The following is a 13,600-nucleotide window of genomic DNA, read 5'->3' as shown; positions in this document are numbered from 1 at the left end:
GCTACGGCTTGCCGCTCGCTCTCGGAAAGGACTTGCTCGGAAAGGACTTGCTCGGAAAGGACTTGCGGCAGCAATTCGCCGAACGGCACGGGCTTGCTGAAGAAATACCCCTGGCACATGGCAATTCCGAGCGAGCGGATCTTTTCGACCTGTTCGTGTGTCTCGACGCCTTCAGCGACGATCGAGAGGTTCAATGTCTTCGCAAGCTGGACGATCGATCCGAGGACCGCGAGGGTCTCGGAGCGACCGATCTTGTCGATGAAGGACTTGTCGATCTTGACTTTGTTGAACGGAAAGGCGGTCAGATAGGATAGTGACGAATAGCCGACGCCGAAATCGTCGAGCGCAATGGAAACGCCAAGCCTCTTCAGGCGCTCGAGCGTCTTGAGATTTTCCTGGCTGTCAGCCAGAAAGACGCTCTCGGTGATCTCGAGCTCGAGCCGTGTTTCGGCAAGTCCGCTGTCTGTCAACGCGACCATCACGCAATCGACGAGACTGCCGCTCGCAAATTGCAGAGCAGACAGGTTGACGGCAACCTTGATATCATCCGGCAGCATCACGGCGTGGCGACACGCCTTGGCGAGCACCAGATTGCCGAGCTCGCCGATCAGTCCGCTCTCTTCCGCCACCGGAATGAATTCAGCGGGAGGGATCAAGCCTCGGGTCTTGTGGCGCCAGCGCGCCAGGGCCTCAACCGACGTCGCGCGGCCCGTAGAGAGCTTGAACACAGGCTGATAGAAGACCTCAATCTCTTCGCGCCAGATCGCCTCGCGCAGCTCGATTTCAAGGATGTCGCGCTGGTCGGCTTCGGCCTTGAGCTCCGGCGAGTAGAGATTGAAACAATTTCGACCGGCATTCTTCGACTTGTAGAGCGCAAGATCGGCATTGCGAAGAATTTCATCGGTGCGCGTGCCATGCTCGGGCACCACGGCGACGCCGATGCTGCATCCGATCACGACCGGGTGGCCGTCTATTTCATAGGGTTCGGCAATTGCCTGGACCAACCGCGCGGCGAGTGTCGCGGCGCTGTCCTGCAGCGCGGACGACTCCGGTACCACGACCAGCGCAAACTCGTCACCGCCGATCCTGGCCGCCGTATCGACCTCCCGGACCTGCGCCTTGATTCGACCAGCGACCTCTTTGAGAAGCGCATCGCCGCATTGGTGGCCAAGTGCGTCGTTGACGGACTTGAACCTGTCGAGATCCAGCAGGAGCACGGCGAACGGCGTATGCTGCAGAAGATACTTGTCCAGCGCTTCGTCAAGCGACCCCTTGAACAGGTTACGATTGGCAAGGCCGGTCAGGCTGTCATAGTGAGCCAGCCTCTCGATCCGGTCCTCCGAAGCCTTGCGTTCGGTGATGTCTTCGTGGGTCGCAACCCAGCCACCGCTCTCGCGCCGTCCATAGGAAATATAGATGACGCGGCCGTCCGGAAACTGCACCGTGTTCGAGGTCTGTTCCGATTTGGCGAGCCGCTCGTTCAGGTCAGCCAGATAGGCGTCGAGATCGCGCACAGCGTCCTGCTTTGCAAACACCTCGCGGAAATTCATGCCGATCCGCACATCCTCCGGCGAAAGCCCATAGGCGTCGAGCCATTGTCGATTGAACGCGATCAGGCGATCCTGACCATCGAACATGCTCAGCCCTTGCGGCAGGTTTCGCAGCGCATCCTCGAACTTGCTCACGGAATCGCGCAATTCGCGCTGTGCGGCGTAGAGAGCCTTCTGTCTTCGCCAGTGGAGCGCGGTCGCCCCCAGGATGATGAAGGTGAGCAGAAGCGCTCCGCCGAGATAGATTTTCTGCCTGGCTTGAGCGCGCGAATAGATCTCCGGCTCCGAAATGCCGGCGGTAAAGATCAGCGGAAAAGCGTGCGATCTGCGCGCGGTGACTAATCTGTTGCTCCGGTTCGGGCGACCTTCGCTCCGGCCCCAATTCCAATATTGGCTATGGGAGCCGTCCCCTAACTCGCCTTCAACGTGGCCGGGACTGCGCTGTGCCAGCACCGTGCTCTGATCTATTCCCCGCGCGGCGAGCACGATGTAGTCGGCATTTCTGAGAACGAGGGTTCCTCCGACACCGAGCTTTGCGGTGTCGTAGAACCTGCCAATCAGGTCCACACTGATCGAGCCTACAACGACGCCCGCCGGATTTTTGTCGTTGTCGAACAACTTTCTTGCGAGCTGGATGGTCCATTTGTTCGATGCCCGCCCGAGCACCGGCTTTGCGACATAAAGCCGATCTTCGGCCATCTCCATCACCTTGATGAAGTGCTCCCGGTCCCCGAGATAGAGCGGCGGGCCGGAGTAGCCGGTCGTCGTATCGAACAAATAGCCGTCCCGTCCGATCAGCGCGAACTGAACCACGTCGCCGCTGGCCATCTGGGCTTTATCGGCCCAGAATTTCAAGCTGAAGGTGTCCGGATTCTGCACGTAAAGCGCCCGCGCGACCCGCAGTGACTGATCCACCCTTTCGAATATCCGCTCGGTATTTTCCTCAAACAATTCGGCGACACTGTTTCCGTGAGCCCGCGCCTGTTGCAGCGCTTCCGCCCGTTCCGAAGACGTGATCGCGAAGTAGCCGATCCACACAAGCGGCAAGAAGAACAGCGCGATCTGCAGCGGGGCATTTCGCAGGATCGCTTTTGCGGCTTTGCGGACCAATCTGCGGGCGTGAATCACGGCGTGCGACCCCGCGCAAGCCGGAACCGCAGAGTGGCGCTCTCGGAGCATGGCAACGCCGTCAAATATGACACCGACTATCTCCGCCTGAAACCACCGAGGTCCGCGGGGCGCGCGGCCGGGCGCTGCCGAGATCTTGCAATCCTCGAAACGTAGGGTCGGCAGCCTTAAGTTTTGGTTTCGCGGGGGCTCAATGTTTATGTTTAAAGCCCCGTATGATCACGGGGTTAGCGGCGATCCTGCGCCTTGGCTGATCTGCGCGCCCGCCAAGAGCCGGCTTGTGCCAATAGCGGCTCTCTGATCGTCGGGGACCACGAGCTGCTATCTAGCTCTGCGAGCGACCGAGGATTACTCTATCGTTAGGCGATCATGGAGGAACTGCATGTCCGCAGCTACTGACGTCATGGCCGAACTGGCCTTACTGGAAAATCCAAAGCTGCGGGCAGCCAATGAAGAACGCGGCGACGATCATGGCGTCAATCTGTCTGCCGTGCGTGCGGTCGCTAAGCGCCTGAAGACCCAGCATGAGTTGGCAAAAGAACTCTGGACCACCGGTGACACGGCTGCACGGCTGCTGGCGACCCTGATCGCCAGGCCAAAAGCCTTCTCCGCCGATGAGCTCGACACGATGATCCACGACATTCGCGCGCCAAAGCTTCTGGACTGGTTTATCACCAACATCGTCAAGCCCGGGAAGCACGCCGAAGAGCTGCGTCAACGCTGGAAGGACGGCACGGATCTGGTCGGACGCGCCGGCTGGAGCTTAACGACTGATCGCGTGGTCAAACGTGCTGCCGGGCTGGACCTGGACGGCCTGCTGGACCAAATCGAGATGGAGATGAAGGATGCGCCTGCACCCAAGCAGTGGTCGATGAACCACTGCCTCGCCGAAATTGGCATCCATCACCCCAAGTACCGCGCTCGCGCCATCGGCATTGGCGAAAAGCTTCAGGTGCTCATCGACTATCCGGCGTCGCCGGGCTGTACGCCGCCTTATGCGCCAGTCTGGATTGCTGAGATGGTGCGTCGTCAAAAGGCGTTGGCGTAGTCGAGTGTGGCCATAGAATTACGCTCGATCAACGCCTTCAATCGAGCGTGCATTGAGTGCACCGTAATTTCCAGTTTTTCCGCCAGACCGGCACGCACACCCATGCTACATACCGCCGATGCAAGTGCCGCTGGCCGAAGCGATGGCCTTGCTGGATTTGGCCTCGGCGAGAGGTTAGAATTTAGAGCGGCCCGCGCCTTTCTCAGGAGGTCCGACCATGACACGGCACCTTTTTTTCGCGATTGCGCTCATAGGCACCGGAGTGCTCCTCAACTCACCTTCCGAAGCACAGCATTGGCGATGTGAAGACAGAGCCGCGAATTGCTTGGGCAGGTGTACCGACAGGGCGGCAGGGATAAGCGACTGGGGACATCAGGGCAAATGTTGGCGCTGCGACCGCCAAGTGATCAAATGCATGATCAACGCGAACATGCGCCGGTATAGTTATTACTGAATCCGACGGCTTGCCCGTGCGGGCGCGCTTGGAGGCAGTATGACACGCTGGACCGCAGGTCTCGTCGCAGTCTTGCTGGTGGCCTCGCCTGCCGTTGCGGACGCGCAATCGAATTGCGAGGCGATACCTCGCGGACCGGCGCGCACCGATTGCTATCTCGGCCTAAGTCAGCTCTATCGTGCGCAATCGGATCTTGCCGCGGCCAGAGCGCTCGCGCAATCAGACGCCGCGTGGTATCGGGCAATTACCGGAATAGACCCTCCGAAACACAAACCACGTCGGCGACGATAAAGGCTCAGCAAGTAGCCTGCATGAGCCAACGGGTCGCGCGAACGGCCGCCCGCGACCCGTTGACTCATGCGGCTATGCTTGCTGTTCGCTGTTCTTCGCCGAGCCGAGCAGTTACAAGGCGATACGCGTAAATCGTCGGCCGCACTGTCCTGGCGGCGGGGTGACCGGCTAACAACAAGAAAAGGGTGGAATGTCATGCATGGTAAGGTCGTCGCACTGGTTGCAGCAGTAGTCGGTTTCGCAGCTTGCGGACCAGCCTGGGCGGGATGGCCGGACGACAAGCCAATCGAAGTCGTCATCGGCTTTGCGCCGGGCGGCGGAACCGACGTCATGGCACGCAAGCTGCTGCCGTTCGTCGAGCAGAGATTGGGCGGAAAGGCCAAGTTTGTCGTGCTGAACAAGCCTGGCGCCGGTGGAGAGATCGCGTTTGCCGCGATTGCGCGCGCGGCGCCGGATGCTTACTCGATCGGCGTCGTCAACGTGCCCGGCTACAATTTCATCCCGATGACGAGAAAGACCCAGTACGGCATGGATGAGATCCGTTTGATCGCGCGCGTGGTGGACGACCCGAGCGTGATCGTGGTGCCTGCGGAAAGCAAGTTCGCAACGCTTGCCGACGTTCTGGCTGCGCTGCGCAGCAAGCCGGGTTCGGTAACGCTCGGTCATAATGGTGCGGGCACGAATGGACATCTGGCGATCCGCATGTTGGCAAGCGCCGCCAAAATTGAGCCCAACGAAATTTCCTATCGCGGAACGGCCGCGCAGAGGACTGATCTCCTGGGTGGCCATCTGGAGGTTGGAATGGTCAGCCTCAGCGAAGTTCCTGAAATGCACGGCACCAACAAGGGACCACTCCGCGCCATTGCCATCCTGTCGAAGCAGCGTTCGCCATCACTGCCCGATGTTCCGACGGCAGAGGAAACAGGCATCCCGGTCACGATGACCGCGGAACGCGGCTTCGCCGCACCGAAGGCCATTTCGGACGAGGTAGCCAAAAAGCTTGAAGCTGCCATTGCGGATGGCTTGCGCGATCCGGAATACATCAAGAGCTCGCCCGGCGATGCCCCCGTTATTGCCTTCATGCCCGGCGCCGAATGGCAAAAGCGTCTCGACGACATGTCGCAAACCTTGCGACCTCTGGCGGAAGAGATGCGTGCGCAAGAGCAGAAGTGAAAACTTGCAAATAGCCCGCATGAGCGAAGCGATATGCGGGAATCGGCACTAACCAAAACCCGGATATCGCTGCGCTCATCCGGGCACGCTTGCTTCAAGCGGTCACGAGGAAATTCGCAGCGTTCAACTCGGTCGGAAGAAGACCCAAGAACAGCACCTGATCGCCCCCGCCGAGATCAAGGGTGGTACCCGAAGCTCCCGCGCTCAGATTGTCCAGCGGGTCGAAGTCGGCTCCAAAGCCTTCCAACACCACGACGTCCTGCGTTACGTCGAAGTCGGTAATGGTATCATCGCCTCGTTCAGTCTCGCGAAAGACGAACTGATCGGCCCCACCGAAACCGGCGAGGGTGTCGTCGCCGGCGCCGCCTTCGATCGTATCAGCAGCATTGCCGCCGATGATGGTGTCATTCCCGCGGTCTCCGAAGAGGCGGTCGGGCGCGTGATCCGCCAACTGCTGGTTGGCGACCGCTCGGATGAGGTCGTCACCGTTACCACCAAAGATCGTATCGGCGGCAACGTCGCCGCCTCTCAGCGTGTCATTCCCGGCGTCCCCAAACACGACATCGCCCGTAGGGTCGTTCCAGATAATGGAATCATCGCCGGCACCGCCGAAGACTGTATCCCTTCCAGCCATGCCGCCAACGTCGTCGTTGCCGCGACCGCCGAAAACCAGGTCATTGCCAGCGCCTGTATTGATGTCATCGTCTCCCTGGCCGCCCCTGATAATGTCGTCGCCGGCGCCGCCTTCAAGTCTGTCGTTCCCGGCAAGGCCACGGATGATGTCGTTGCCGCCGAGCCCGGGAAGGAAATCGTCGCCGGGCGTTCCGACGACAACGTTGTCTTTATCATCTGCGATTGCGATCAACTGACCCCGGATCTCGCCCCCCATAAATTCGTTCGTATGGACGTTGAAATAGATCGGGATCTCCGATCCCACCGGAGCTGAACCGAATTCGTCGGCGAAGTTGGCGATTGAAACGTTGGCGGGGTCAGTCGTCTCCCATCGACCACTAACCGTCCAGGAGCCATCCATATTCAGGGCGATGTTGAGATCATCGTTGTCCTGTGCCGGGTTGATCTGCCCGAAGACAACGGGCCCGTTTGCTCCTCGCACCTGATTGTGAAAATGCGTGGAGGTGACGTCGTCGTCGGTCGATGGCGTCTGCGCCGAATCACCCGTGACCGGACCGTAATCGACGCCCTCGATCCGAAACGTATAGCTTGCGGCAACTTCCGTGCTGTCAAAGATGACAGTGCCGAGACCGCTTGCGGTCGAGTTGTTCGGGGGGACTTCCTGAGTGCCTTCGAGAACCACGCGGAACGCTGTGGACATGAGAGCCTCCTCTGCTGTTTGCTCAGCAGGTCGGCGGCCAGCGACGCCGGCCTGCACATGTGGCAGATGTTGCACCGGCTCGCGCCGGCATGGATTAGGCGCCGCGTCGCTCCGCTATCGCGGAATCGGCGCTTGTCCTTCTCGCGGTATTTCGGCCGAGAACAAGGGATCGCTGGATCGCGCCAACCCAAGTCCGCCGCTGTAGGGCATCGACCGGGCGTCATTGTGATTTGTTTATAGCGATCGACACATTGTGATCGATGCAATGTCCGGTTGCCGACGCTGGAACTTGTGTTCGGTTCCAACCTGCAGCTTTTGTCCGCGATCACGATGTCGCATTCGAAAGCGTGGCGCGCAATTCGGATCAACCGGGCAGTTGCTCGGCGGCCTGATTAGTACTGGTGTGAGGAACGTCGGGTGACCCGGCAATTGGCAACACCAACCATGTGGCAACCCGCTGCCGCCCGGCATCGAGGAAACGACCTAATCACGAGTGAGATTGCGGCTGCGTGCGCCGCGCTCGAGCAGATGTGGAAATTTCAGGAGCGCTCCGGATGCGCCAAGGGCGATTATCCGGGCCTTGGTCGCGAGCGCGGGAGGTTTCGCGCCCGCGCAGTTAACCGCCCTCGCTTCAGCCGTCCGCGAACGGGATGTGAAGATGGTCGCGTTCGATCCGATTGGCGCCACCGGGAGCGCCGACGCGAATACGCAAAGCTATCGCTGCTCGGATGATGAATCGTGGCGTGGTCCCACTTTCAGGACGATTGGGACCTTTGGACCAAAATCGCAATGAGATCAGCTGCTTGGTTTCATGGTGCCCAGGGGCGGGATCGAACCACCGACACTGCGATTTTCAGTCGCATGCTCTACCAACTGAGCTACCTGGGCATACTCGAGGGCCCAGAAGGCCTTAGCGAGCGGGCGGTTTATAGAGAGGTCGGGCGGTCATGTCCACCCAGCTTCGCCTTCGGCTTCGCTGGGCGCGGCCCGACTTCGTACCCATCCCCAAATATTTGGCGAATCACGGCTATTCGGCGTCTTCGGGGTCGGTGTCGCGGCCGGGGATGACGTACTTGCCGGATAGCCAGCGGTTCAGGTCGACGTCGCGGCAGCGCGGGGAACAGAAGGGCAGCGTGGCGGGGTTGGCCGGCTTGCCGCATTCCGGGCAGGGCTTTGGCGGCGGCTTTCCGCCAGCATCCTTGGCCCCGCCGGCGTCCTTAGGCCCGCCGGCATGCTTGGCAGTATCCTTGGGCGGATCAGGTGGCATTCAACCAGCCGAAGCGGATCGGAAAACCCTCGCCGCCCAATAGCGTGACCGATTCGTAGAGCGGCAGGCCGACGACGTTGGTGTAGGAGCCGACCATCTTGACCACAAACGATCCGGCGATGCCCTGCACGGCGTAGCCGCCGGCTTTGCCGCGCCATTCGCCGGAGCCGATATAGGCTTGGATGTCGTCCTCGCTTAAGCGCTTGAAGCGGACGCGGGTTTCGATCAGGCGCTGGCGGAACGCCTCCTTCGGCGTCACCAGGCAAATGGCGGTGTAGACGCGGTGATTGCGCCCCGACAGCAGCCGCAGGCACTGCGCGGCTTCATCCACCAGATTGGCCTTCGGGAGAATGCGGCGGCCGACCGCGACCACGGTATCGGCGGCGAGGATGAAGGAGCCGCGCAGCTCGTCGTCGAGTTGGACGGATTTCAGCGCGGCGTCGGCCTTGGCGCGGGCCAGGCGGTTGGCGCAGGCGCGCGGCAGTTCGCCCCGCTTCGGGGTCTCGTCGACATCGGCCGGGCGCAGCGCGTCGGGCTCGATGCCGGCCTGGTTGAGCAGGCTGAGCCGTCGCGGCGAACCGGAAGCGAGAACGATTTTGGGGCGGCCAAGCATGCGGGATGTGTCGGGGATTGGATTCGGATGGGATGCGCGCGCGGAACCTATCGGAAGGCACTCCATTCCACAACCGGGGAACAAGTGGTTGAGCAGGCTTTGGTATCTTCGTCGTCCCCCGTGAAACTTTCGTGTCCCGGACGCGGCGCGGACCCTCCCCTGGAGGGGGAGGGTCGGCTCGCATTGAGCGCAGCGAAATGCGAGGCGGGGTGGGGTGATCTCTCCACTCGGGCACTGTTGGATGTGGAGAGACCGTCACCCCATCCCGCCGCTCCTTTCAGGAGCGTCGACCCTCCCCCCTCCAGGGGAGGGTTAGACAGAGCCAGTCGCCCGCGGAGAGCTACCCGCTCGCCGCGCCGGCCTTGGCAAACCTGCGGCGGATGCGCATCGACAGCCCGTCGCAGACCTCGCGATAGGCTTGCAGCTTCTGCTCGCGATTGCCTTCGGCGCCGGTCGGGTCAGGTGTCGGCCAGTATTCGACATCGGCGGCCATGGTGCGCGTCAGCTCCAGCGCCTTGTGATGGGCTTCCGGCGACAGCGTGATGATGAGATCGAAATTGAGCCCTTCCCAGTCCTCGAGCTCCTCGAACGTCGTGGGCCTGTGGCCGGAAATATCCTGGCCGAGTTCGGCCATCACGGCGACGGCGAACGGATCGAGCTCGCCCTTCCTGACGCCGGCGGATTTCACGTAGAGCGCCTGCGGGAACATCTGCTGCAGCAGGCTCGCCGCCATCGGCGAACGCACGCTGTTCAGGCCGCATGCGAACAGCACGGCCTGCGGATTGCGCGCGCGGGGCGGCGCATCCATGCGGTCAGGCTTCTCTGGTTTGGGACGAAACCCTTTCGGAACGCCGCTCAGGCATCGTCATGCGTCCTGCCCCTTCCAGTGCAGGACGCAGATCAGCGTGAACAGCCGCCGGGACGTTTCGAAATCGACCCGCACCTTGCCCTTCAGCCGTTCCTGCAGCGTGCGCGAGCCTTCGTCGTGGATGCCGCGGCGGCCCATGTCGATCGCCTCGATCTTGTCGGTCGTGGCGGTGCGGATCGCCTGGTAGTAGCTGTCGCAGATCATGAAATAATCCTTCACGATCCGGCGGAACGGCGTCAGCGACAGCAAATGCGCGACCACCGGCGTGCCGTCCTCGCGGCGGATGTCGAACATCAGGCGGTTGCCGGTGATCGCGAGGTGCAGCGTGAACGGGCCCTCGCCCGCCCCTTCCGGCGCGAACAGGTTCTGCTCGATCAAATCGTAGATCGCAATCGCCCGCTCATGCTCGATATCGGGCCCGGAACGCCCGATCGATTCCTCGTCGAGCGTCACCGCGACGATGCGGTTGTGCTGGTCATCGTCTGGTGGCGGCTTGTTCATGGCAAATTGAGGCGCAATCCGACGGAGCGTGAATGGGCGTCCAAACCCTCGGCCTTGCCCAAGGTCATCGCGGCAGGCCCCAGCGCGCGCAACTGGTCCGGCCCGCATCTAAGAATCGAGGTGCGCTTCATGAAGTCTAGCACGCCGAGCCCCGACGAAAACCGCGCCGAACGCGCCGTCGGCAGCACGTGATTGGAGCCGCCGACGTAATCGCCGATCGCCTCCGGCGTATGGGGCCCAAGAAAGATCGCGCCGGCATTGCGAACTTTTGCCGACAAGCCTTCCGCATCCGCGGTCATGATTTCCAGATGTTCGGCGGCGATGGCATTCGCAAGCTCCACCGCCTCGTCGAGCTGCTTGACCATGATGATGGCGCCGAAATCGTTCCACGAGGCCCGCGCGATGTCGGCGCGGGGCAGCGTGGCGAGTTGCGATTCCACCGCGCGTTCGACCTCAGTGGCCAACGCCGCGCTGTCCGTGATCAGGATCGACTGCGCGCTCGCATCATGCTCGGCCTGCGCCAACAGATCGGCGGCGATCCAGCCGGCGTTGCCGGTGTCGTCTGATATCACGAGCACCTCCGAGGGACCGGCGATCATGTCGATGCCGACCTTGCCGAACACCTGCCGCTTGGCGGCGGCAACATAGGCATTGCCGGGGCCGACGATTTTCGCCACCGGCGCGATCGTCGCGGTGCCATAGGCGAGCGCCGCCACCGCCTGCGCGCCGCCGACGCGATAGATCTCGGACACACCGCCAAGGTGTGCTGCCGCCAGCACCAGCGGATTGAGCTTGCCGTCGGGCGAGGGCACCACCATGACGACCCGCGGCACGCCGGCGACCCTGGCCGGCACCGCATTCATCAGCACCGAGGACGGATAGGCCGCCGTGCCGCCGGGCACATAGAGGCCGACCGCATCGACCGCGCTCCAGCGCCAGCCGAGCTCGACGCCGAGCGCATCCGTGAAGCGCTCGTCCTTCGGCAATTGCCGCTGGTGGAACAATTCGATCCGGTCGCGGGCGAATTTCAGGGCATCGACGGTTGCGGCGTCGCAGGCCTTGACCGCAGCATCGACCTCGGCCGCGGTCACGCGCAGACCGGCGGCGTCGATGTCGAGCCGGTCGAATTTCCTGGTCGCCTCGAGCAGGGCCGCGTCACCGCGCGCGGCCACGTCATCGACAATGGCGCGGGTGGCGCGCTCGACATCGGCCGAAACCTCGCGCTTGGCGGCGAGGAATTGCTTGAAGCGTGGGTCGAAATCGGCGCTGCTGGTATCCAGGCGAACGGGCATGGCGGCTTTCTGAGAGACAGCGAAGGCCCCTGCTCAATGGCGCGGCGGCCAAGGGCCGTCAACCCTTGCCGCCCCGGAAACAGGACCCGTAGGGTGGGCTAAGCCACCGGGTCGCGCGAATGCGCGCCCGATGACAGGCTCCGCGAGCCCACCAAAATGCCTCTCCACCAACGGACGAAGATGGTGGGCACGCTTCGCTTTGCGCACCCTATGGCACCGAAATCACCCCTCCGGCCCCAGGGGGGCCATGGCGAGGTCGCTGGTGCCGAGGTCGTCGGTGCCGAGGTCGGTCAGCTCGCACTCCAGGCATTCGACGTCCAGCCGCAGCGCCTCGCCGTGGCTGAACAGGAGAAGCGCGCTGCCGCCGGGAGCTTCGCCGGGGTGGAATTCGATCCCGACCAGTTCCAGCACCGCTCTCGGCTGCGCCAGATCGATGTTGCGCGACTTGCAGGCCAGAACACGGTCGAAACGCAGCGCCGCGATCGAACGGCGCGGCTCGGTTCCGCCTGACAGCGTCTGCTCCCAGTCCAGCCGGTCGATGCCGACCACCAGCCGCTTTTCGTCCTGCCGCCAGACGATGTCGGACGCCTGGACGCGGGCGTCCTGCACATGGGCCGATATGACGGCGAGATCATCGGCATCGAGCGCTATCAGTTTGAGCGGGTCGGGCCCCGGCATAAAATCCTCGATATTTATTCGCTGATGCGCTGGATCGACGCGCCGCAGGCCGAGAGCTTTTCCTCAAGCCGTTCGAAGCCGCGGTCCAGATGATAGATCCGGTTGACCATGGTTTCACCCTCGGCGGCAAGCCCCGCGATGACCAGCGACACAGACGCCCGCAAATCGGTCGCCATGACAGGCGCGCCGCGCAGTTTTGCGGTGCCGTCGATGGTCGCGGTTTCGCCATCCAGTGATATACGCGCGCCGAACCGCGCCAGTTCCTGGACATGCATGAAACGGTTCTCGAAAATTGTCTCGGTGATCCGCGAGGAACCGCCGGCGCAGGTCATCAGCGCCATCAATTGCGCCTGCAGGTCGGTCGGGAAACCCGGGAACGGCGCGGTCGACACCGTCACCGGCCGGATCCCGGCGCCGTTTCGGGCAACCCGGATACCGTCATTGTTGACGGTGATGAGGGCACCCGCCTCTGTCAGCACGTCGAGCGCCGACTGCAGCAGCTCGGGACGGGCGCCGGAAAGCTGCACGTCGCCGCCGGTCATGGCGACGGCCATCGCATAGGTTCCGGCCTCGATCCGGTCAGGCAATACGGTGTGCCGCGCGCCGTGCAGCTTCTCGACGCCCTCGACCACGATCCGCGGCGTGCCGGCGCCGGTGATGCGCGCGCCCATCTTGTTCAGGCAATCGGCGACATCTGCGATTTCAGGCTCGCAAGCCGCGTGGGTAATGATGGTCGTGCCCTTCGCAAGCGTCGCCGCCATCAGGGCTACATGGGTGCCGCTCACCGTCACCTTGGGGAAATCGATTCCCGCGCCGCGCAGGCCGCCGGGCGCCTTCGCGACCACGTAGCCGCCGTCGATGGTGAGCTCGGCGCCGAGTTTTTCGAGCGCCATAATCAGAAGGTCAACCGGCCGCGTGCCGATGGCGCAGCCGCCCGGCAGCGAGACTTTTGCCTCGCGCATCCGCGCCAAAAGCGGCGCGATCACCCAGAAGCTGGCGCGCATCCGCGACACCAGGTCGTAAGGCGCCGTGGTGTCGATGATGTTGGCTGCCGAGATGTGCAGGGTCTGGCCCTGATATTGGTGGTCGCCGGGCCGCTTGCCGGCGGACATGATGTCGACGCCGTGGTTGCCGAGGATGCGCTGCAACTGCGCGACGTCGGCGAGCCGCGGCACATTGTCGAGGATAAGTGTTTCCTCCGTCAGGAGCGCTGCGATCATCAGGGGAAGCGCGGCATTTTTCGCACCCGAGATGGCAATGGTGCCGTTGAGCTTGCTGCCACCGACGATACGGATGCGGTCCATGCGACCCCCTTGCGATGCGCAATTTTATGGAGTCTGCGCCCCCAGGGCAGAAGCCGTGACATTTGCGGCGATTTGATGGGGTCAAGACTCAACACAGCCG

General features: G+C 62.6%; 11 protein-coding genes and 1 tRNA gene. 2 read left to right on the top strand and 10 right to left on the bottom strand.

What is annotated here, in order from left to right; translation table 11 throughout:
- A partial coding sequence (locus V1286_RS38785) for a bifunctional diguanylate cyclase/phosphodiesterase (RefSeq protein ID WP_334489458.1) occupies window positions 1-2,678 on the bottom strand: 2,678 nt, incomplete at its 3' end.
- A 382-nt stretch (window positions 2,679-3,060) separates the two neighbouring features.
- Here V1286_RS38785 and V1286_RS38780 point away from each other — a divergent pair.
- Window positions 3,061-3,726: a DNA alkylation repair protein gene (locus V1286_RS38780; protein ID WP_334489455.1), complete on the top strand. Its 666-nt coding sequence runs from the start codon at window positions 3,061-3,063 to the stop codon at window positions 3,724-3,726.
- Between the two features lie 823 nt (window positions 3,727-4,549).
- The gene (locus V1286_RS38775; RefSeq protein ID WP_334489453.1) at window positions 4,550-5,644 is read left to right on the top strand and encodes a tripartite tricarboxylate transporter substrate binding protein; all 1,095 of its coding nucleotides are present in this window, start codon (window positions 4,550-4,552) and stop codon (window positions 5,642-5,644) included.
- A 94-nt stretch (window positions 5,645-5,738) separates the two neighbouring features.
- On the opposite strand, the gene V1286_RS38770 is transcribed toward V1286_RS38775, so the two are convergent.
- From V1286_RS38770 to murA, 9 genes are all read right to left on the bottom strand, one after another.
- Entirely contained in the window at window positions 5,739-6,977 is a 1,239-nt protein-coding gene (locus V1286_RS38770; RefSeq protein WP_334489450.1) for a CHRD domain-containing protein, read from the bottom strand.
- 812 nt (window positions 6,978-7,789) lie between these two features.
- Window positions 7,790-7,865: transfer RNA gene (locus V1286_RS38765), tRNA-Phe, on the bottom strand.
- Between the two features lie 139 nt (window positions 7,866-8,004).
- Complete coding sequence (gene yacG, locus V1286_RS38760) at window positions 8,005-8,244, bottom strand: DNA gyrase inhibitor YacG (RefSeq protein WP_334489448.1); 240 nt, start codon at window positions 8,242-8,244, stop codon at window positions 8,005-8,007.
- Entirely contained in the window at window positions 8,234-8,857 is a 624-nt protein-coding gene (locus tag V1286_RS38755) for a Maf-like protein (protein ID WP_334489446.1), read from the bottom strand. The genes yacG and V1286_RS38755 overlap by 11 nt, the downstream gene beginning before the upstream one ends.
- Before the next feature lie 340 nt (window positions 8,858-9,197).
- The gene (locus V1286_RS38750; protein WP_334489444.1) at window positions 9,198-9,665 is read right to left on the bottom strand and encodes an arsenate-mycothiol transferase ArsC; all 468 of its coding nucleotides are present in this window, start codon (window positions 9,663-9,665) and stop codon (window positions 9,198-9,200) included.
- Between the two features lie 57 nt (window positions 9,666-9,722).
- On the bottom strand, window positions 9,723-10,226 hold the full coding sequence (locus tag V1286_RS38745; RefSeq protein ID WP_334489441.1) for a UPF0262 family protein: 504 nt from the start codon (window positions 10,224-10,226) through the stop codon (window positions 9,723-9,725).
- Window positions 10,223-11,518: a histidinol dehydrogenase gene (hisD, locus tag V1286_RS38740; protein WP_334489439.1), complete on the bottom strand. Its 1,296-nt coding sequence runs from the start codon at window positions 11,516-11,518 to the stop codon at window positions 10,223-10,225. The genes V1286_RS38745 and hisD overlap by 4 nt, the downstream gene beginning before the upstream one ends.
- Window positions 11,519-11,740: 222 nt before the next feature.
- Window positions 11,741-12,196: a DUF2948 family protein gene (locus V1286_RS38735; protein ID WP_334489437.1), complete on the bottom strand. Its 456-nt coding sequence runs from the start codon at window positions 12,194-12,196 to the stop codon at window positions 11,741-11,743.
- 14 nt (window positions 12,197-12,210) lie between these two features.
- A complete protein-coding gene (gene murA / locus V1286_RS38730; protein ID WP_334489435.1) occupies window positions 12,211-13,500 on the bottom strand; it encodes a UDP-N-acetylglucosamine 1-carboxyvinyltransferase in 1,290 nt (429 codons plus the stop codon).
- Window positions 13,501-13,600: the final 100 nt, after the last annotated feature.

Origin of the sequence: Bradyrhizobium algeriense (genome assembly GCF_036924595.1) — a bacterium.
Lineage (GTDB): Bacteria > Pseudomonadota > Alphaproteobacteria > Rhizobiales > Xanthobacteraceae > Bradyrhizobium > Bradyrhizobium algeriense.
The sequence above is the reverse complement of the archived record's forward strand: the minus strand, read 5'-3'. Positions and strand labels throughout refer to the sequence as shown.

Bases quoted from the DNA above. Each gene is read 5' to 3' on its own strand.
- V1286_RS38780 (WP_334489455.1), top strand. From the start codon at position 3,061: ATGTCCGCAGCTACTGACGTCATGGCCGAACTGGCCTTACTGGAAAAT.
- V1286_RS38770 (WP_334489450.1), bottom strand. From the start codon at position 6,977: ATGTCCACAGCGTTCCGCGTGGTTCTCGAAGGCACTCAGGAAGTCCCC.
- yacG (WP_334489448.1), bottom strand. From the start codon at position 8,244: ATGCCACCTGATCCGCCCAAGGATACTGCCAAGCATGCCGGCGGGCCT.
- V1286_RS38755 (WP_334489446.1), bottom strand. From the start codon at position 8,857: ATGCTTGGCCGCCCCAAAATCGTTCTCGCTTCCGGTTCGCCGCGACGG.
- V1286_RS38750 (WP_334489444.1), bottom strand. From the start codon at position 9,665: ATGGATGCGCCGCCCCGCGCGCGCAATCCGCAGGCCGTGCTGTTCGCA.
- V1286_RS38745 (WP_334489441.1), bottom strand. From the start codon at position 10,226: ATGAACAAGCCGCCACCAGACGATGACCAGCACAACCGCATCGTCGCG.
- hisD (WP_334489439.1), bottom strand. From the start codon at position 11,518: ATGCCCGTTCGCCTGGATACCAGCAGCGCCGATTTCGACCCACGCTTC.
- V1286_RS38735 (WP_334489437.1), bottom strand. From the start codon at position 12,196: ATGCCGGGGCCCGACCCGCTCAAACTGATAGCGCTCGATGCCGATGAT.
- murA (WP_334489435.1), bottom strand. From the start codon at position 13,500: ATGGACCGCATCCGTATCGTCGGTGGCAGCAAGCTCAACGGCACCATT.